Raw genomic sequence first — 19436 nt, 5'->3', positions numbered from 1 at the left:
GGAAACGACCTCTTTTTTTGCCTTATTTCCTCTCTTCGGCAACCCTGACCAGATGTAGGGTGAGTACGTTATTTTCCCATTCCTCGTTTTCGATGAACTGAACCAGCAAAATTTCGGCTGTTTGGTTGTCGTACCGCGACGAAAACAGTCGCGACTTGGTTGGATACATAACGATTCATAGCTCAGAACTTATTTAAGCGGCTTTAAGGGCTAAACCTAGCATTCGTTTTAGAGCGTTTGAGTGGTGCACGTAGGATCAGATTAGGACAAATAGCACAACTACCTTGGGTGTACCCGGTGTATTGATGCTGGATATTTTTTTAAAGACGCAACAGGACGTATCGGCCTACGAACGAGTTCACCGTTACAGTTCGGACATATCCCCTCTAATTTAGTCTTCGTGCAATGACGACAAAAAGTACATTCGAATGAGCAAATAAAAACGTCTCTCGATTCAGGAGATAAATCCACATCGCAAAGTTCACAGTTTGGTCGTAGCTCTAGCATGTTTTTTCTCCGTTTCATTCCTTGTTTTTTTTAGGGCTCTCTTAAAAGTGGCTGATGTTGAATACTAATGCGTGGCATACCGTGTCCCAATCTTTCCAGTGGAGGGATTGTAATTTCCCTTGGTACTGTAGTTATTTAATTGAGTGCTGTCTCTTGTCGTTCTTTCGTATGAGTTGACATGGATACCATTTGATCTCATATACCCACTAGCTCTGCTGTGGCTATAACTGCTTCCGGTTCCTGATAAATGGTAGTAGCGACCTCCTGCAATCGCTGATGTAGAGAGGATGAGTGATAGTGCAGCAATGGCTATTTTTTTCACGTTTAGGGAATCCTTCATTGTTAGCTATTTATTGGCCTTAGGATTAACCTTATTACGTTATTCATCCAATCAGGACTATTAGTAATTATCTCTGCTCTAATACTTTCTTTGCTACGTCTTCTTTTGCTGGGCACACTTGTAGTCATGGTTCTTACGCTGAACCCGATGAATGTTGAACTTGCTGACACCACCATAGAGAAACCGATTAATTCTATGAGCTAGCAGGAAATATTGCCTAATTTCTATGCGCGGGCTATGTTCGTTTTAGAAGGGCTTACATTAGGCTAGTCCCTCTATAGGCTTATTGATATCGTAATAATTGAGGGGAGATGATGGAAGGGTAGGTGAAACCATTCGCAGGGCCACTTATGTTTTCAAGTGTGATGATAAAGGCAATTGGTTGTGTTCGATTGATAATTCTTACGGTACTGATCTTCTAAACGTCTAGCCTAATAATATGTAGGGATTACTCATGACTACGATATTTTTTACAAACCATAAGGTTACAGCAATACGCATGGGCGCTTACAAGCACTGATTAAGCTATCAGACCACTTTCCGCTATATGGCTTTCTCAAACATTTTAAGATGAATAGAAATCTACCACAGTGAATTCAGTCTATGTAAACTTTATAGACTTGGCGAAACAGGCTGCCTCTTCTCGGCCTACATAGGGTCCATAATTATCTATCCGTTTGAATCCATTATTTTTATAGAACCTCACTGCTCTGAAGTTGATGTGCCGTGTTTCAAGCCATATTTCACTATACCCCTTATTTTTAGCCCATGTTTCCAGATAATTCAGTAGAGCACTGCCGCTACCTGGAATGCTACGGTCTGAAAACATTCTTTTGAGTTCGCCTATATTTGGGGTTAATGGCCTAATGGCTCCGCATCCTACAGGCCTTCTATACTCATCTCTTGCGAGTACCCATAAGCATCCACTTGCATCCATTGAATCTACGTTAAAATGACTTTTACCACTATCGCCAGTAATAGTCGTCAATTCTAATGAAAGTCTTTCTATTAGAAATAGAGATTCCGTAGAACGCGGATCAGCGACTTCAACGGTGATCATGACAAAGTCCTTTAGTTGCTATTTAGCTAAAAAATTACACCAAAGATAGAGTTTTGGATAGGGTTGAGAAATTCCCTGACACCACTATCAAAGAATAATGTCAGCATAAACCAGAGCGATGCCCTGGCTTATTAAGCTTATTTTTTGTGCATAATTTGACAGATGCGCGATCTATGTCACATATTTTAAGGAAGACTTTATTTATTACTGCACAGGAGCGCACGATGAAGATGACCTCACCTTCGCAGTTTTCTCGACGCAACTTTTGCCAACTGCTGCTCGCCGCCTCGGCGATGCCGCTCAGTAGTTACGCTCGTTCTCAAGCAGAGTCCCCCCGTGTCGCCATTCAGCCCCTCTCCCTCACAAAAGTGGTGAATGGCGTACCGAACGATAAACTGCCGTTACTGATTTATCAACAGGCAGTTCCTGCTTCGACTGATGATGCGGATGGCTATCTTAGCCAGCTCTTCGCGAAAAATGGCTGGCCGGTACAATGGCGTTATCAAATCTTCCCCTTTACCCATTATCACTCGAATACCCATGAACTCCTGGGTGTTAGCCAAGGTAGCGCCAAGGTTCAGCTAGGCGGCGAGACGGGGCCAACCGTATCTGTTAACAAAGGCGACGTGATCTTAATTCCCGCGGGAGTAGGTCATAAACAGCTCTCCGCTACGGAAGATTTCCAAGTACTCGGCGCCTATCCTCAGGGGCTAAGCCCGGATCTCTATCACGACGACCCCTCGAAACTGGCAGAAGCTCAACAACATATCGCCAAGATTACGATGCCGACTACCGATCCGGTGACCGGCAAGCAAGGTGGTATTTTAACTCTGTGGAAAGCCTAATTTTTCGATCATTATTGGAACCGATTCCATTACTACGAGGATATTATGTCTGTTAAGAAAATCACTTGTCTTGCTTCTCTGTTGCTCGCCACGACCTTAGGAAGCCATACGGCCCTCGCGGCGCCCCCCTCTTCTGCGCCTGAAATCCATAATATCGGTATTGTCGGCGCAGGGAATATGGGCGAAACTTTAGGAAAACTTTGGGCCGATGCGGGATACCACGTCATGCTCGCCTCACGCCATCCCGATAGTTTGCAATCTACCGCCAAGGATATCGGTCATGGTACTCAAGTAGGAACCGCCGAGCAGGCTAGCCAATTTGGCGATGTCGTGGTGATGGCGGTCCCTTATGGCGCTTTGCCACAACTGGGTAAATCTCTTCACCAGCAACTTGCGGGTAAAACCGTGATCGATGTCAGCAATCCCTATCCAGGTCGTGATGGGGCAACCGCGGCAAAAGCTCTGAGCCTGGGTAGCGGTAAGGCGTCGGCACAATATTTATCGGGCGCACATGTGGTACGAGCCTTTAATTCGTTAGCCGCCACGGCTATTGCCTCGAATGCGCATCACTCACCGCTGATTGCAGTGCCTTATGCAGGCGACAATCCTCAAGCCTTGGCTCAGGCCAAAACGTTGATCCAGCAGGCTGGCTTTGCTCCAGTGAAGACTGGCGACCTCGCCACGGCGACACGTTTTCAACCAGGTTCATCGCTATTCTTGCAAGTATTAGATGAGAAAGCGCTGCGGGCGCAATTGGCCAGCGCCCGGTAATCGATGATGACTGAGCACTCAACGTCGCCGGTACTCGGGCGCTTTCAGCGCTTAGTATCGATTAAGCAAGAAGAGCTAGCCCCACTCTGTTGGGGCTGGTTATATATCTTTTCGCTACTATGCGCCTACTATATCTTGCGCCCAATCCGCGATACGGTAAGCACCCTCACCGGCGCGCACTCACTGCCTTGGTTATTTACGGCGGTGTTAATCACCATGCTACTACTACAGTGGCCTTATAATAAGCTCTCTCAACGGTTACCCCGAGAGCGTTTTATTAGCTATAGCTATCAAGCCTGTGCTGTAATCCTCTGTGCCTTCGCATTGGGATTTTCGCGCCACGGTGGGCTGCACGATCTGTTCTTGGGCCGCGCTTTTTTTATCTGGGTGTCGGTCTTTAACTTATTTGCGGTATCCGTCTTCTGGGCGCTGATCGTCGATATTTTTGATAGCGAACGCGGAAAACGGCTATTTGGCTTGCTGGCGGCGGCAGCGACGCTCGGTGCGATTGGTGGTTCCGGTTTAACCAGCCTAGTCGCCGACCATCTCTCGACCCCCATGTTGTTGCTTATTGCCGTCGGGCTCATCCAAGTCTCAGTGTTTAGCGCCAGACGTTTATCGCGCTGTGGTCGCCGACTGTCGCACACCACGAAGGAAGAACAGCCTCACCCCCCCGCTTCAGGCGGTGGGCTAGCCCCATTACTAATCGGTATTCGTCAGACGCTAGCCTCTCCCTATTTACTGGGGATTTGTGGTTATATCCTCTTCTATTCTGTCACCTCAACCCTGCTCTATTTTCAGCAGGCGACCATCGTCCAGCACGCCTTTACCCAACCCGCGCAACGGACAGCCTTTTTTGCTAATGTCGATTTGGCGATAAACGTATTAACCCTGATTTGCCAGCTAACCGCCAGTGGTAAGATACTCGCGCGTTGGGGCGTTGCACTGAGCTTAGCCCTGCTGCCGCTAGTCAGTATCGTGGGCTTTGGCTGGCTGGGCGTGGCCCCCAGTTTATCCGTTCTGGTCGGTTTTACTATCGTGCGACGAGCAATCAACTTTGCGTTGGCCCGTCCCAGTCGCGAGATCTTATTCACCGTGGTACCCACCTCGGAGAAATACCACGCCAAGGTATTTATCGATACCCTCGTTTACCGAATGGGCGATCAAGTGGGGGCGTGGAGCTATCAGGTCGTGGGCCTACTCGGGGTTGCCGCCCTACCGTTGACGCTACTTAGCATTACCTTAGCGGCAGGCTGGGCAGGCTTGAGCCTAGCCTTGGGGCGAGCTCAGCTTCGTAAGGCTCAGCAATTGCCGCAAGAGCCGCCCTCGTCATTGCAAAAATAAATTAACTGAGATGAGGATACACCCCAGGCCCAATGGGTAAGCCGCAGAAATACCAAAGGCTGAGCAGTGCAATCCAACTGATAAAGAAAACCAGTGGATACGGCATGATCAGCCGGTAATAAGTTACCAGCTCGGCCTCTTGACTCGCTTCTAGTTAAAAAACCAGTATAGCGGGAAGAGGATAATATCCTAAAGTATTGATATAACCGGTTAAGTGTCGTAAAGATAACCTTCAATTGTTGATTAGGAGTGGAGTCGTTATGGTACCTCGATTAGAAACAGCTCGACTTATCCTCGCCCCGTTGGTCGCAAACGATGCCCCCTTGATTCAGCAGGCTTTCCCGCGTTGGGAGATTGTGAAATACCTGACGCGTAAAGTGCCTTGGCCCTATCCTGCCAAGGGTGCGGAGACCTTCTGTGCCATGACCCTGCAAGCGATGCAGCAGCAAACGGAGTGGGTATGGACGCTGCGCCCTCTCTCTTCGCCTGAGCAATTTATCGGTCTGATCCGCCTCGCCTTAGAAGTGGATAACAACCGCGGATTTTGGTTAGTGCCAGAATGGCAAGGCCAAGGTTATATGCGTGAAGCCTGCCACGCGGTGACAGACTTTTGGTTTAATCAATTAAGGCAACCCGTTCTGCGCGCGCCAAAAGCGAAAGAGAACCATCGCTCACTTAAGATTTCACAGGAGAGCGGTATGCGAATGATCCGTGAAGAGATCGGCGAATACCATATCGGCGATGTGCCTTCGACATTATGGGAAATTACTCGCGACGAGTGGAATGGGCGGAAAGCGGTTAAGACGCATGCAGCCATGAGCTAAACGCCTAGCATCAAGACAGCGTTAAGAGGGTAATGACGGTTTGATTACCCCTATCGGTTAGGTAATAAGGTCAACCTACTGAGGCTGCATTGAGGACTGAGAGTTGGTAAACACTCGTCAGCGCTTCAAGCTCTTTCTTCGTAACACGGCGAGGATACATCTTTATCTACTAACCACGCGCAAAAGTGAAAAGAATAATTTCTACAATGAAGTTTATAGCTTTGTCTCTCATTGCTTCTCCAGATAAAAAATCAGCCTCTACAACTAACGAAGATGAATGTGGGCCTTTATATTTTTGTAGCAACTAAAACAAGCAACAATAGCAATTAGTAATGAGCAGAAGGTATCAAGGTAGAAGTCCAACTCGATGGACTGAAGGAATAGGTAAGACGTCACATCGGTATTTACCGAGCAATAGCCGTTAAGCGATAAGTAAGAATACCGGTAGGCTGATAGAGACAGCCTCACAAATTATCATCGACGATAAGTCGACTAGTGGCTTTACTACGCTTGTCGAAACACTTTAAACCTAAAAGTACCTCACAGAACCCTCATCTTTGTCTGGACAACGTTCCTATAAGAGCTAAAATTAGACCATATTTTAGCTCTGTGGAGTATTTACTATGCTAACCAAATCTATCCTAGCCAATCGCACATCATCGATTAGCGAGTTTAAAAAGAATCCATCGGCGGCTATGTCTGAGTCTAAGGGTGAGCCACTGGCTGTGCTAAGTCACAATAAGGCCGCATTCTATTGTGTACCCCCTGCCCTATTCGAAATATTAATCGATCAAGTGGGCGACCAACTTTTACTGCAAAAAGCCTTGTCTCGAGCAGACGACGAAGAAGTTGAGATTAGTCTGGATGACCTATAATGAGTCCAGCTTTTAAAGCTAAGCTAGTCTTTAAAAAACAGGCCCTTTCGGAATGGCAAGCCCTTTCCCCGGCAATTAAAACGAAGTTTAAGAAGCTCCTTGAAAAACGTCTGAACTCGTATGAATTGCTCACAATGCCGAAAAATAGGCTCTCATTACAGCATAACTGCTACAAGATTAAGCTTAGAACTGACGGCTATCGCTTAGCTTACACCGTGCATGATGAGTCAGGCGGCACATATATCGTAAAAGTCACTGTCGTGGCCGTCGATCGTAGAGATTCAATTTATGAAGAGTTAGCCGCCAGAATGGAACGATAACTGGCGAATTAGATGACCATAGGCTAAAGCGTTTTTTCTCAACGACTGCGGCTTACTGAGAGGGATTGCCTGCCTCGCCCTATTCAGCCGCTACCCGATTCAGCGATGAATGAGATAGCTAAAATGCTTAGCGAATTAGAACTGAATTAACCCTGGTGCGATGAGCTGACCGAGCCAGGGTTGGTTTAAACAACTATCTCAACTGATCCGATAATTTTTTCGAATCATAATAATCGCCCTGGTAAGTAATCTTACCTTTTGACACCTTGATAAAACTCACCCCATCAAAGCTGATTTTTTTATGCGTAGCCGGAGTACCGGCCCAAGCACCATCGTTAGTTCCGGTAAAACGCCATTGGAACGCAATTGTGTCGCCGTTATAGACCGGTTTACTGGTCATCACCCAGCGTAAATCAGGTACTGCATCGACGAAGGTTTTAACGACCTGTTGTGTGGCCTGTTGCTTACCGACGACGGGCTCACCGACCGAGGCATCGTAATAACTGACTTTGTCCGCGAAATAAGTCCCTGCCTTGTTACTGTCGTGCTGGTTCCACGCCTGCATATACTGCGTGACGACCGTTAGCGGCGTCGTTTCTGCATAGCTTAGTCCGCTCGTCAGGCAGAGTGTGAAAAGAGTGTAGGCACCGAATTTACGCATTATCACCTCGCTTAGTCTTGCTCAAGATCGATCATCACATGTTTCACTCGGGTATATTCCTCCAGCGCATAGGCCGAGAGATCTTTACCGTAACCTGACTTCTTAAAGCCGCCGTGAGGCATTTCTGCACAGAGCGGAATATGGTTGTTAACCCAAACGGTGCCAAAGTCGAGATCGCGCGTGAGTCGATGGGCCTTCGCCACCGAGCCGGTCCATACACTAGCGGCGAGCCCATAGTCGACGTCATTGGCTTTGCTGAGGGCATCAGCCTCATTGTCGAAGGATTGTATCGTCATCACCGGACCAAATACTTCCTGTTGAATCGCCTCATCTTCCTGCTTTAGTCCTGAAATGATGGTCGCTGGGAAATAAAACCCAGCCCCTTGCGCCGCACTACCGCCGATTTCCACTTTGGCATGGGCCGGTAACCGTTGTATAAAGCCTTCGACTTGCGCCAGCTGATTCGCACTGTTGAGCGCCCCGAATAAAGCGTCGCTATCATCAGGCTTGCCGAAACGGATGTGCTCAGTTTTAGCGACCAGCTGCTGTAAGAAAGCCGGATAAATTGAGGCCTCGACTAAAATACGCGTCGCGGCGGTACAGTCTTGGCCCGCATTGAAGAAGCCCGCGGTCGTAATACCGTCAATCGCCTTCTCGATATTCGCATCGGCAAAAACGATGGCCGGCGCTTTACCGCCTAACTCTAAATGGGACTTAGTCAGATTCGCAGCCGCCGAAGTGGCGACCTGTACACCGGCACGCACCGAGCCGGTAATGGAAACCAGTGATGCGTTAGGATTGGACACTACCAGCGATCCGGTTTCCGCCTGCCCTAAGATCACATTAACGGCACCTTTTGGGAAAAACTCTGCCGCCAGCTCGGCCAGTAATAGGGTGCTCATCGGTGTAGTATCACTGGGCTTAAGTACCACCGTATTCCCTGCGGCTAAGGCAGGCGCGATTTTCCAAATCGCCATCATAAAAGGATAGTTCCATGGCGTGACTTGCCCAACTATGCCCAGAGGCTCGCGGCGAATGCTTGAGGTAAAGCCGTCTAAATATTCGTAGCTGGCTCGTCCCTCTAAATGCCGGGCTGCTCCGGCAAAGAACCGCAAAGCATCACAAGAGGCCGCGACCTCTTCTTTCTCTATAAAGTGTTTTAACTGTCCAGTTTCTCGGCATTGCAGGTCGACGAGGCGTTGCGTGTTAGCCTCAACCGCCTCAGCTAGCTGAAGTAAGGCTTTTTGTCTCTCGGAGGGCGTGGAGCGTCGCCATTGCTTGAAGGCGCGGGCCGCCGCCTGATACGCCAGCGTCACCTCGGCGGCCTCTCCTTTTGGGCTCTGGGCATAGCAGCTACCATCCACCGGACTAATCAAGTCAAAATAGGCCGTTGATGCCGCATCAACGTATTGGCCATCAATAAAATGTTTCAGTCGTTGCATCGTTTTATCCTCGATAAGTTCACTACAAACCTAAGAAAAATGCACTCGCCGGGGATTCTCGCTCTAAGGCGTGGCGCAGCGCTTTGAAAAATACCCTTGCTGTGTTAAGACTGTTTTCCTCGTGGACAACCGGTAAAAGCATAACGATGATGACGCATGCGATAATATTCGCGCCAATCGGACAGGCAAGCCGAGCGGAACAGATTGTGACCCGCCTCGCCAATGCCATCATGACTGGGCTGTTGCAGGCCCATGAACAGCTGCCCAACGAAGCAGAGCTGGCCAAGATGCTGGGGGTTTCGCATATCACGGTACGCGAGGCCTTGAATACACTGCGCGCCAAGGAGCTGATTTACACCAGTCGTGGACGCCACGGTGGCAGTTTTGTCTGTGCGAACCTTGAAAATCGACCCCATAACTATCATCCGCTCCGTCAACTCAGTAGTGATTACTTGCTCGATCTTGGTGAGATGCATTGTGCCGTACTGACACACAGTGCACGCCTCGCTACTAAACGAATGAGCGAGAGTGAACAGCTCACCTTCTTCGCATTAATCGACGCTTTTCAGCAGGCAGATAGCGCTGAATCGCGCGCTCAAGCCGATATGCGCTGCTTACTCTTTCTCTCTGCAAGCTCCCAATCGGCTCGCTTAGCCAATAGCGAATTATTGCTGCAATCCGAATGGGCACCGTTCGTGGCGCTACTCTATGGTGATGACGCATTACATCGGCAATGCGTGCAACGTTATCAAGAACTGATGGAAGCTTTGTCTCAACACCGTAGCGAAGCGGCTACCCAAGCTGTCAGTGATCTTATTATGTTTATCGCTGAACAGCTTCTTGACTGTAAGCGCAATCTCAATATCCCCACATCAGGGAGACTCTCTTAAGTGAAATCGACTGCCTCGTTACACGCCGTTATTGACTCACTCGAACAACTGTTCGATCAATGTTCACGCTCAAGCCAGCAACTCGCTCTGCAACTCACGCAGCTATTGACACCTCTCGTCACCGCGGTCCTGCCCACGGCGCTACCGGTTCACGCCTTCCCTACTCCACCCATCAAATCCCTCATCCGCGACGCGCTCTCTACCAATCGCTTCGCTTCTGGGGCGGGCTTTGCCTATCACGCCGATAGTCCATTAAATCCGCAGGCAACTTGGTCCCTATTCTGGATGTATAAAGAAGCCGCCGATGGCACTACACTGGAATTAACGCCGCTGCCCCATCAACATCTCGACTTTCGCACCTTCGAATGGTTCCTTAAGACTAAATCTTCGAAGGACCACTATTTTCACGGCCCCTATGTCGATTACATCTGCAATACGTCTTACACCATGACCTCTGCAGCACCGATTTTTATCGAAGAGTGCTTCTATGGGGTTGCCGCCATCGATATTTTGGTCAGTCGTATCGAAGAGGAGATCGTCAATGCCCTTTCTTCGCCAAGGACTAAGCTAGTGGTGACCAATAGCTTCGGTCGTATTATTTTTTCGACGCTAACCGGCTACCGTGTCGGGGATATCCTAGGGAGTAGCACGCTGAGGCTCAGCCACCAGCATGCTCTTTTTTCCCTGTACTTACCGCTATGATTCCGTTTGACGGCGCAGTTCTCTCAGCGCATTAGCATGCTCTAGCGCATCGTTTTCTGGTGCGCTAGATTTCCCGTAAGGACGGCGAATCAGCATGTAGAGTAATCCAACGCCAACCACGATCGCCAAGCCAATCAGCACTGTCCATTTATCGATGAAGTTAGGACTCTCCGCAGGTTGGGCCAGTAGGTAGATCCCCACCACGCCATAGGCCAATGCGATGACGTTCACTATTAATCCACTCCCGCCGATATGCCATTCTCCTCCAGGCTTCCAGCCTTTTAAACGTTGACGTAACGCGGCGAAGACGACCATCTGGAAAGAGAGATAGATGCCGATGACCGCAAACGCGGTAATACGCGCTAAGTTATCCGGTTGGAAATAGACCCAGACACAGAAGATCACCGGGAGTAGACAACTGATAATCATCGCGTTATCGGGCACATCATGAGTGGATATTTTCGCCATCCAACGGCTGCCTGGTAACATCTGATCGCGAGAAAAGGAAAAAATGAGGCGGCTTAGTGCAGCTTGTAACGAGAGTATGCAAGAGAGCATGGCGATAATCGCAATCACGATAAACACTTTCGCCCCAATGGGCCCCAAGGCCTCGTTGAGAATCGCTGGAATGGGATCACTGACCTTACCGCTGACAATATTGCGTAGATTAGGTGAGGAAAGCAGATACCCTAATACCGAGATAATCGCCGAGATTGCCCCGAAGACAATACTTAGGATCATCGCTACAGGAATTTTACGACTGGCGTCTTGCACTTCTTCCGCGACGTTGCCGCAGGCCTCGAAACCGAAGAACATAAACAGCCCCATCAGCGAGGCGGCCATAAAGGCCCCGACATAACTACCGCTACTCGATAAGATCCCCATTGAATCGAAGATAACGGAGAAGGGTTGTGAACGGTGAAATATTAACAGATAGATCCCTAATGCAATCACACTGACAATCTCACACCAAAAGCCAATTCTTGCGACACGAGCGAGGTTTTTAGTCCCTGATAGATTTACTCCCATCATCACCGCTAGCAAGACCACTGAAGTCATCAGGAGATGAAGCGGTGTAGGGCTAAATGCAGCAAGGCTGGCCACAAACGTAGCGGTATATTCCGCAATCGAGGTAATGGTCACCACCAAAGCCCATAAATAGACCCAAGCCGCAATCCACGCATATTTTCTTCCCCATAAGCGCCTTGCCCAAGGGTATAGCCCTCCCGTGATGGGGTATTGTGAGGCGATTTCGCCAAAGACTAACGCCACTAACAGTTGCCCTACCGCTGCGATGACGATCCACCAGATCGCCGGAGGCCCCGCGAGGGTAATAGCCAAGGCGAATAGTGAATAGACGGCGGTCAGCGGTGAAAGATAGGTAAAGCCTAACGAGAAGTTGGAGATAAGCCCAATTGAGCGTTGGAATTGCTCTTTACCAGCTTGCGGTGCATCTTGTACGGGGGATTGTGTTGATTTTTCCATTGTAGAGTCTCTCGCTGGCACAATACATTCAAAAAAGTGAACTCATTTATAAAACATAAAGGATTATATTTATAATGTTTTAGATCACGGTTCTAGAAAAATAATTTAAAATTATTTAAAAACAAACAGTTAGATGGCATATGTTTTTCTTATCGTTGCTAGTTATTGGGGGAGAGAGGCTTCTTTGGTTAAAGATGCTGATAAATTTCCTTAAATATCTCTAGAGAATTATCATATAAATCAAATAATCCTAAATTGTTGATGCTAAGGTTAGCCAATTATGTGAGAAGTAATTTAGTGCTGAAGATCCGACATAGCAATGTTCAATCTTAGAACTAGAAATACAGTTTAGGATATAACTTCCTACCACTTAGCTTAGAACCCGCTTGGTTGCAAGGTTTCAATTTTTACTTTTAAGTGTGCGTTAGTCTTTGATTGACTCCAATCTCCATCACACACTACAACGATTGCAACTTAGTAGATTACGTTTCAACATATCATCTATTTTTAGCCTTAACTGATGTATTGGTCCTTGAAGCGAGAATAACCGAACAAGGAAAAAATGATGTAGAAATACAAGGTTTTTCCTTGCAAGGAGAATAACTTTAAGACGATGAAAGTAATATTAGTTCGACATGCCGAAACTGACTGGAATGTGAAAAGAATTATTCAGGGACACAGCGATAGTTCGCTAACACCTAAAGGTTTACGCGAAACTTCAGCCTTACTAGCGGCGCTAACTATCCATAATTATCAAGTGGAATGTGTGTATACTTCTCCACTTAACCGTGCCTTACATATGGGGCGGAGTCTATCTGACCACTTTCTCTGTCCATTGATAATTGAGCCTGCGCTTAAGGAACAATCATTTGGTCAGTTTGAGGGGATGTCATTAGACCTAGTCATGAAGCATTATCCAAAAGAAGCTAATGAGCTATTTAAGCTCAATCCCGAGTTTCGACCTGTGGGCGGAGAGTCACTGGCGGAGTCTTCACAGCGCATTGTTCACTTTATATATAATCTGGAAAAAACTTCACCTCACGAAACTATCTGCGTAGTGTCTCATGGTCGTATTATTCAAGGAATTGTTACGTTATTGAAAGAAAGGACTCTTAATAATTTCCCTGAATATACACAACCGAATGCAAGCTACACCTTATTTGATCTAGTTAATGGGGAATGTATCGCTCTAAGATGGGGAATCGCTTCTCACTTGCTTAAAATTTAGCGGAAGGAGTAATGATTAACTTTAATTAAATACCTCTTTATCCTTATACAATGCCTATTGAGCGATGAACCATAGCAGACTTCCAAACTATTTATATTAATCTTATCTATTCGGGTGAACTTTATATCAAAGTTCTCCCTCAACGGCATATCATCCTTCATCGCAATTGACTATCTTTACTCCCGCGGCGGTTGATACCGCTCGCCGCAGACATTTTCTTATCCTGCGTGTCTTGGCAGTTAATACAATAGATCACTCCCGGTAATGCTTGACGGCGAGCGAGCGGTATAGGCTCACCACAGGCCTCGCAAAATTCCGCGCTTTCACCGTGGTGGAGCTGACTCCTCGCCTGCGCGATGGCGTCGTCGACGGTATCATCAATCTGTTTTTGAACTGCGCCATCTTCCGCCCATCCTCCAGCCATAGTACCTCCTGAATCATCCGTACAAATAATAAGTATAGATGAAGGGTGATAGGTTTGCTGGCAGTGCCTATCCTAGATCTCACCTACTGCTTAGGGAGCAGTTTAGCGGTCATATGCACGCCATTGTTGAAATGTGCTTCAGTAATTTTGTAAGAGGCACCTGCTTGCTTGGCTTGCGCGGCGACGATACCTTCGGCTTCGTCGATCGTAGAGGCACATGCTGTAACACTTTGCGCAGAAGCTCCAAATGAGGCGAGAGTTAAAGCAAAAATGGCGACAATTTTTTTGATTGATTTCATGATTCTGTTCCGTAGTTTTACTGGTTTTGAATAAGACCCTGTTGCGATAGCCGCTATAATACTCACCGTCTTTTGGATTGAATATCGAAAACAATTGCCAATCTTATTCAAATAATTAGATGTAAATTACATTAACTTTGTCAGCCTAATTCAGTAAAAGAGTGGAGAGATAAACAGTTAAGCGCCTCGACATAATGCGATGAGGCTTCACCTCAAGAGCAAAATCACTTATCCTTCTAACCTTAATCTGTCACCGCTGAGACCATCATGGCGAGTATTATCGATACTTTTATCGCCCCACCCTGCGAGGCCGCAATCGAGATCCTCTATCAGGATGAGGCACTACTTGTCATTAATAAGCCCAGCGGATTATTGAGCCTTTCTGGTAAAAACCCGCTTAATTGGGATTCGGTTCATTACCGTCTGCTTCAGCAGTTTCCGGGGTGTACGCTGGTGCATCGACTCGATTTTGGTACCTCCGGTCTGATGCTCGTTGGGTTGAATAAAGCCAGTACTGCTGCCCTTAGTCAGCAATTTAGTGAACGTTCTGTCGACAAGACTTATCATGCCCTTCTTTGCGGCCATCTTCCGAGTAATAGCGGGATCATTGACGCACCTATTGCAAAAGATCCGCAGCACTTCCCCCTAATGCGAATCGATGCAACGACAGGTAAATCGGCGCAATCTGGTTATGAGGTGGAGCAACGTATTGAGTATCCGTTGAGTACCGGCCAAACACTGCCGATCACACAAGTGAAACTGTCGCCGCTAACAGGCCGCACACATCAATTACGGATCCACTGCCAATATTTGGGCTATCCCATTTTGGGCTGTGACCTGTATGGTGGCCGTGATTATCTAGACTCAGCACCGCCCCTACGCCTGATGCTTCACGCCAGCGCGATACGCTTCCAGCATCCCCTCTCTGGCATGGCCATGGCACTTGAAAGCCCACTGCCCTTTTAACTATCCTGACAACAACAAAGGACATAATGAATCGTTATTTCCAAGAAGTGATTGATGCCCACCAGCTCATCAGTGATGTTCTGGGTGAACACGACGCTAGCGGCGATAAACGCTTACAATTACTCGCTCGATTCAACCCTGCGTTTACCATGGTAGCGCCCAATGGGGCGATATTTGACCATCAACGACTCGTCGACTTTTTCGAACAGCAACAAGGCACGCGCCCTGGGCTTACGATCTCGCTTTTCGACTTTATCCTGAAAAGCCGGTACAGCGTTCCGCAGGAGCTTCTATCAGCATACATGGGCCTATACGGGCTGATCGTTCTTACGGTCAATATTGCACTTAGTGGCTACATCTCTTCTGAGCGTAGAAAGGCGGCGACCATTCAGGAAATGTATGACTGTAATGTCCTTAGAATAAAATGGAACGACCTCCGCGTGGGAAAGAAAATTTCCAGGGATAACGTATTCAGGGCAGCACGTTTCTATCAGGACAGGCCGGACAAGGCACAAGCCCGGTTTGGCAGCGAAGGATGGTACGTCAATAAGTTCTACGATGCACCGCAGAGTGTAATGGCTTTATTGTGCCACGGTAAAAACTTCGGCTGGGACAGGTCTTTAAGGGATCGTCTGAACGTGTTCTATATCTGGGGCATATCCATATCGTTTTTCAGCCTGCTTCTATATGCGGTTATGATGAAGGCTACGCTGAACGATGGCCTTTTTTACGTGGTTTTCACCCTTCCCTTAATCAGATACATTCTCCTGCAGTTTCTCGATAACAGGAAGAGCAGGGACAGGATTGAAAAAGTGAAAGATTACATAGATAAAGAAATATCGGATATCAAGATTGCCGGCCGTTTTAACAATGATGACCTGAACCATAAACTCAGGTCCATTCAGGACGAGGTTTTTTCACACCGCGCAATGAGCCCGCCAGTGCCGAACTTCATACATCTCAGGATGAAGAAGGACAACGAAGCGGTTTATAACGACTACTTTGAGGAAAACCTTAGGCTGATGACGTTTCCGGAAAGCTGACTGCTTCAGGCTTAATTAAGGAGTGTGCTTTCACCTCAGCTTATAGAAAACATAGGCCTCATTTTGCAGCATCATAGGTACCGTTTCTTTTCCTTCATTTGTCTGAAGCATCAGTTGACCAAGCAGGCCTGGCGTAGCTATATTTGGTGCCTGATAGTTAAGATTTGTATAAATTGACAGTTCTGCAGTGGAGCAGATCCGGCGCGCATTTTCATACATACCCCACACAGTCAAAGCTCGGTTGGTTACAGGACTGATCGCGGTAATGACCTTCTCGATTAGATTGATTTTTTCACGAATTGATTCAATCGCGGTCTGTTTATCTACGGTTCTAATTTTTATCCAGATGCAGTCATGGTGAAAAAGTCTGTTGCGGTAATCTCTTATCTCTTTTAGAAGGTTCAATAGTTTACGACGGGCCTCAATAGGTTTATTGTCAATTACGCTTAGTCTTCTCAACGCTTTGGGAAGAGAGTTTGGCCAGAGGTAATTGGTTTTTTTAGAGTTATCGTCTGTATGAAGGGCTTCAAGGAAAACGTTCTCCCATGTAGAAAATTTGTCGCCGCAATAATATCATCATGCGTAAAAACTGGTGGCGTCGTTGTTATTTGCGATGCATGGCTTAAGCCAAGGCGAGCGACTTCTTTGGCTTTCCAATTTTTGAGTAAGCTCCGTTCAGCATCTCTGATGCAGTTGATGAACTTATCGTGATTGTCTTTCGTCGTATCATACGAGATGGTATCCCACCACCGATCACCAAATCTTGTACGAGCTGTTTTATCAACAGAATTCCTGAGAACCAGTTCAAGTTGCTGTACTAGTGGATAGAGTGAGGCAGATGCATTCTGGATCCAGAGACTAAATCCATACATTTCCAAGTCGGTGTGTACGTTGAAGATAGCTGGAACGCTTTTAAGTCTTGCTGTTGAGAGTAGTGAAAGTACAGGTTGGTAATCATTGATTCTCTGAGGCATTTAATCTCCTATCCAGGGACATACCCTGTCTCGCTTTCTATGCACATTGACGTACCAATAATAGTACGCAATTATAATCTCATAATATTAGCCAGTGTTGAATCATCCCCCATGTTTCATGGGTTCTAGTGAAGGCACAGCAGGCAAAAGAATTGAAAGGCCCCGGCTCTGCTGGGGTTTTTCGCATCTAAAAAACACCAATTTTTCATTCCTCCAAGAAGTTTCCCCGGGTACCGCGTAGTATAATTTCTAAGCATCAGATAGTTTACACACCCGAATAACAGTCATTCTGGAAACTCCGGCCAATCGAGCTGTCTCATTTATCGATTTTCCGTTTTGCAGGCGTAACGTTCGTATTAGCTCATGTTTAGCCTTATCTGCCTGCCGACAAGCATACTTACCTTCTAATCTGGCTTTTTCTACACCCTCTTTCTGTCGTCGGCGACGATCCTCATAGTCTTTTCGAGCGATAGCGGCCAACATGTCCAGCATCATGCCATTAACAGCCCGCAGCATACTTCTCGTGAAGTCATCCGAAGCAGCATGAGTAAGAGCAATATGACTGGTAGGAAGGTCAAGACTAATGACCGATAGCTCCTTTTCAAACATACGTCGTTTAAGTGTGTCCCAGTCACCATCACTGAGGCGAGAAAGGCGATCTACCTGCTCAATCAGAATCACATCACCTGATTCCATATCAGACAGCATCCGATTTAGTTCCGGACGGTCGAGCGATGCTCCCGATGCGTGTTCAACATGGGGTCAGTTTGGATATCGAAAATTATTGTACGTTAAGGTGATTTTTTGTACCTCTGAGCTGTGGTAGAGCTTGACCATGTTGACAGGCAGCTTTGAGCGATCAGCAGACGTTTGCATTATCGCTCATGCATCGATAAATGAAATATGGCTTACGGATTACATAAAAAGAGTCCGGTGTAATCGGACAATATAATCTGCAGTCGGATTGGATCGCTTATCCCCCATTCGCTCCTGAATTGCCTGAACAGCAATATCCCGACGCGCAGGCAGCCGCGTTTTTTCCGTTGCGGCGATCGCTGACTTCATTTCATCATATGTGAGGTCAGTGCAGTAGCAAGGTGCACCCGGTTGTTGACGCCATGACTCCTCAATTGTACCTGCATCGAAAGCGTCGAATCCCGTATCACTGACAAGACGCATAACCATTTTCTTGTGCTCTTCGATATTCCCTGCCACCGGAATTGAAATACGTCCCACCGTGCCCTCTGCTGTACCTTTTGTCGCAAGGGAATCTGAACCTATTGCATTCCACGCCTTCACCAGCGGACGGTTCAGGAGATGCGCCACCCACGCGCTTTCGACCTGACCATCTGAGAACGCATCAATGTTGCCGTCGCGATGTGGATAATAGTTAGAGGTATCAGCAACGATAACATACTGGGGTAATTTCCGGATCAGAGGAGCGATATCCGCAAGCTTTGCCATAGGTATGGAAAGGATGACAACCTGCGCATCCTTCATGGCACTGACTGCATCAGCTGCTGCAGCGCCCGTTTCAAGCACGTCGGGGGCTATCGTTTCAGGTCCGCGTGAATTAGCAACCTTAACGGAGTAACCGGCAGATGCGAGACTGCGAGCAAGCGTTTTACCGATGTGGCCGGTTCCCAGAACAGCAATCCGGTACTTTTCATTACTAATCATAATTTTCCCTTTTTGGCTCAGGCCGTTACTGCACGGTTACGTTTGACGATAGCATCATGAGTGAGTTGTTCGCCTGCAGACATAAACTCCCTGATCAACGCATCTCTGTTCAGTGGAGCGCGAGTTTTATCCGCTGCCTTAAGGGCTGCTTCAAGCTCTCCGGTTTTTAGCTCAGTACAGTAGGCTGGCGTGCCGGGCTGTTGCCGCCATGATTCGCTAAGCGTACCGGCATCTACTGCATCGAAACCGGTCTGACTGACCAATTCAAGCGCAACAGATTTTGCTACCGGACTGTCGCCGGCAACCGGGATAGCGATACGGGACGGTGAACCGGCAGCCAGCCCTTTCTCTTGAAGCGTCTGGGCCAGAACAGCGTTCCAGGCTTTGACAAGAGGGCGTTTGACTATTTCACTGGCGTACACGCTTTCAGGTTTGCCTTCACGGATCTCTTCAATGTCCCCGTCGCGGAAGGGGTAGTAATTAGAGGTATCAATGACGACGACGCTTTCCGGAACATCACGCAAGAGTTCAGCCAATTCACCATGCTTATCAAAGGGTATAGAGAAGATGATGACGTCCACATCTCGTACGGCCTCCTGGCGCTCAACCGCCAGCGCACCCACTCTTCGCGCCAACTCTACAATGGTTTCCGGTCCTCTTGAGTTCGCCAGTTTGACCTCATGGCCCTGCACAGAGAGCTTATGTGCCAGCGTCGCACCAATGTTTCCGGCGCCAATAATGCCTATTTTCATACAA

22 protein-coding genes and 3 pseudogenes are annotated in these 19436 nt (G+C 47.6%); 12 read left to right on the top strand and 13 right to left on the bottom strand.

The genetic code is table 11. The features are described 5' to 3' along the window. Nucleotides 1-279: 279 nt before the first annotated feature. On the bottom strand, nucleotides 280-507 hold the full coding sequence (locus HGT70_RS03350) for a DUF1272 domain-containing protein (RefSeq protein WP_157725338.1): 228 nt from the start codon (nucleotides 505-507) through the stop codon (nucleotides 280-282). A 662-nt stretch (nucleotides 508-1169) separates the two neighbouring features. Here HGT70_RS03350 and HGT70_RS16575 point away from each other — a divergent pair. Further along, a pseudogene (locus HGT70_RS16575) lies at nucleotides 1170-1277 on the top strand (DUF4440 domain-containing protein); the annotation flags it as partial. 171 nt (nucleotides 1278-1448) lie between these two features. Here the strand turns inward: HGT70_RS16575 and HGT70_RS03345 are convergent. Further along, on the bottom strand, nucleotides 1449-1907 hold the full coding sequence (locus HGT70_RS03345; RefSeq protein WP_214194887.1) for a GNAT family N-acetyltransferase: 459 nt from the start codon (nucleotides 1905-1907) through the stop codon (nucleotides 1449-1451). A gap of 224 nt (nucleotides 1908-2131) precedes the next feature. Between HGT70_RS03345 and HGT70_RS03340 the strand changes: the two genes are divergently transcribed. From HGT70_RS03340 to HGT70_RS03330, 3 genes are read left to right on the top strand one after another with little or no spacing between them, the layout of a single operon-like run. Beyond that, nucleotides 2132-2752, top strand: a complete 621-nt coding sequence (locus HGT70_RS03340; protein WP_157725340.1) for a cupin domain-containing protein — start codon at nucleotides 2132-2134, stop codon at nucleotides 2750-2752. Between the two features lie 45 nt (nucleotides 2753-2797). Next, nucleotides 2798-3523, top strand: a complete 726-nt coding sequence (locus tag HGT70_RS03335) for an NADPH-dependent F420 reductase (RefSeq protein WP_071431072.1) — start codon at nucleotides 2798-2800, stop codon at nucleotides 3521-3523. Between the two features lie 3 nt (nucleotides 3524-3526). Continuing rightward, nucleotides 3527-4867: an NTP/NDP exchange transporter gene (locus tag HGT70_RS03330; protein WP_241569602.1), complete on the top strand. Its 1341-nt coding sequence runs from the start codon at nucleotides 3527-3529 to the stop codon at nucleotides 4865-4867. 1 nt (nucleotide 4868) lies between these two features. On the opposite strand, the pseudogene HGT70_RS03325 reads toward HGT70_RS03330, so the two are convergent. Beyond that, nucleotides 4869-5009: pseudogene (locus tag HGT70_RS03325) on the bottom strand (AbgT family transporter); the annotation flags it as partial. Between the two features lie 118 nt (nucleotides 5010-5127). Here HGT70_RS03325 and HGT70_RS03320 point away from each other — a divergent pair. From HGT70_RS03320 to HGT70_RS03310, 3 genes are all read left to right on the top strand, one after another. Then, nucleotides 5128-5691 (top strand): GNAT family N-acetyltransferase, encoded by a 564-nt coding sequence (locus HGT70_RS03320; RefSeq protein WP_214194886.1) that lies wholly within the window; start codon nucleotides 5128-5130, stop codon nucleotides 5689-5691. A gap of 623 nt (nucleotides 5692-6314) precedes the next feature. Beyond that, entirely contained in the window at nucleotides 6315-6566 is a 252-nt protein-coding gene (locus HGT70_RS03315; RefSeq protein WP_071431076.1) for a type II toxin-antitoxin system Phd/YefM family antitoxin, read from the top strand. Continuing rightward, nucleotides 6566-6886 carry a type II toxin-antitoxin system RelE family toxin gene (locus HGT70_RS03310; RefSeq protein ID WP_071431078.1) on the top strand — a complete coding sequence of 107 codons (321 nt, stop codon included), beginning with the start codon at nucleotides 6566-6568 and terminating at the stop codon, nucleotides 6884-6886. The genes HGT70_RS03315 and HGT70_RS03310 overlap by 1 nt, the downstream gene beginning before the upstream one ends. A 193-nt stretch (nucleotides 6887-7079) precedes the next feature. Here HGT70_RS03310 and HGT70_RS03305 read toward each other — a convergent pair whose 3' ends face one another. Then, nucleotides 7080-7547 (bottom strand): ester cyclase, encoded by a 468-nt coding sequence (locus HGT70_RS03305; protein ID WP_214194885.1) that lies wholly within the window; start codon nucleotides 7545-7547, stop codon nucleotides 7080-7082. Between the two features lie 11 nt (nucleotides 7548-7558). Then, nucleotides 7559-8989, bottom strand: coding sequence for an aminobutyraldehyde dehydrogenase (locus HGT70_RS03300; RefSeq protein ID WP_071431080.1), 1431 nt, complete (start codon nucleotides 8987-8989; stop codon nucleotides 7559-7561). An 83-nt stretch (nucleotides 8990-9072) separates the two neighbouring features. On the opposite strand from HGT70_RS03300, the gene HGT70_RS03295 reads away from it, so the two are divergent. After that, nucleotides 9073-9879: a FadR/GntR family transcriptional regulator gene (locus HGT70_RS03295; RefSeq protein ID WP_232526845.1), complete on the top strand. Its 807-nt coding sequence runs from the start codon at nucleotides 9073-9075 to the stop codon at nucleotides 9877-9879. Next, complete coding sequence (locus tag HGT70_RS03290; RefSeq protein WP_214194884.1) at nucleotides 9880-10581, top strand: cache domain-containing protein; 702 nt, start codon at nucleotides 9880-9882, stop codon at nucleotides 10579-10581. Here the strand turns inward: HGT70_RS03290 and HGT70_RS03285 are convergent. Next, complete coding sequence (locus HGT70_RS03285; RefSeq protein ID WP_214194883.1) at nucleotides 10576-12066, bottom strand: APC family permease; 1491 nt, start codon at nucleotides 12064-12066, stop codon at nucleotides 10576-10578. The two genes, HGT70_RS03290 and HGT70_RS03285, sit on opposite strands and share 6 nt — an antisense overlap. 613 nt (nucleotides 12067-12679) lie before the next feature. On the opposite strand from HGT70_RS03285, the gene HGT70_RS03280 reads away from it, so the two are divergent. After that, a complete protein-coding gene (locus tag HGT70_RS03280; protein WP_214194882.1) occupies nucleotides 12680-13294 on the top strand; it encodes a histidine phosphatase family protein in 615 nt (204 codons plus the stop codon). A 157-nt stretch (nucleotides 13295-13451) separates the two neighbouring features. Here the strand turns inward: HGT70_RS03280 and HGT70_RS03275 are convergent, their stop codons facing one another. Together HGT70_RS03275 and HGT70_RS03270 are read right to left on the bottom strand one after the other, a co-directional pair. Then, nucleotides 13452-13718: a DksA/TraR family C4-type zinc finger protein gene (locus tag HGT70_RS03275; RefSeq protein WP_071431089.1), complete on the bottom strand. Its 267-nt coding sequence runs from the start codon at nucleotides 13716-13718 to the stop codon at nucleotides 13452-13454. An 83-nt stretch (nucleotides 13719-13801) separates the two neighbouring features. Next, nucleotides 13802-14017: a YdgH/BhsA/McbA family protein gene (locus tag HGT70_RS03270; protein WP_071431091.1), complete on the bottom strand. Its 216-nt coding sequence runs from the start codon at nucleotides 14015-14017 to the stop codon at nucleotides 13802-13804. A gap of 267 nt (nucleotides 14018-14284) precedes the next feature. On the opposite strand from HGT70_RS03270, the gene HGT70_RS03265 reads away from it, so the two are divergent. Beyond that, nucleotides 14285-14983, top strand: a complete 699-nt coding sequence (locus HGT70_RS03265) for an RluA family pseudouridine synthase (RefSeq protein ID WP_214194881.1) — start codon at nucleotides 14285-14287, stop codon at nucleotides 14981-14983. Between the two features lie 26 nt (nucleotides 14984-15009). Beyond that, complete coding sequence (locus HGT70_RS03260; protein WP_214194880.1) at nucleotides 15010-16026, top strand: S-4TM family putative pore-forming effector; 1017 nt, start codon at nucleotides 15010-15012, stop codon at nucleotides 16024-16026. A gap of 30 nt (nucleotides 16027-16056) precedes the next feature. Here the strand turns inward: HGT70_RS03260 and HGT70_RS16570 are convergent, their stop codons facing one another. From HGT70_RS16570 to HGT70_RS03240, 5 genes and pseudogenes are all read right to left on the bottom strand, one after another. Beyond that, complete coding sequence (locus HGT70_RS16570) at nucleotides 16057-16431, bottom strand: hypothetical protein (protein WP_244968813.1); 375 nt, start codon at nucleotides 16429-16431, stop codon at nucleotides 16057-16059. 50 nt (nucleotides 16432-16481) lie between these two features. After that, nucleotides 16482-17000, bottom strand: coding sequence for a hypothetical protein (locus HGT70_RS16565; protein ID WP_241569608.1), 519 nt, complete (start codon nucleotides 16998-17000; stop codon nucleotides 16482-16484). 249 nt (nucleotides 17001-17249) lie between these two features. Beyond that, nucleotides 17250-17759: pseudogene (locus HGT70_RS03250) on the bottom strand (recombinase family protein); the annotation flags it as partial. Between the two features lie 156 nt (nucleotides 17760-17915). Next, nucleotides 17916-18680, bottom strand: coding sequence for an NADPH-dependent F420 reductase (locus tag HGT70_RS03245; RefSeq protein WP_214194879.1), 765 nt, complete (start codon nucleotides 18678-18680; stop codon nucleotides 17916-17918). A gap of 17 nt (nucleotides 18681-18697) precedes the next feature. Beyond that, nucleotides 18698-19432, bottom strand: a complete 735-nt coding sequence (locus HGT70_RS03240; protein WP_214194878.1) for an NADPH-dependent F420 reductase — start codon at nucleotides 19430-19432, stop codon at nucleotides 18698-18700. Nucleotides 19433-19436 lie beyond the last annotated feature (4 nt).

This window comes from Rosenbergiella collisarenosi, from assembly GCF_018494085.1.
Classification (GTDB): Bacteria; Pseudomonadota; Gammaproteobacteria; order Enterobacterales; family Enterobacteriaceae; genus Rosenbergiella; species Rosenbergiella collisarenosi.
Note: the sequence above shows the minus strand (reverse complement) of the source record. Positions and strands in the feature narration are given on the sequence as shown.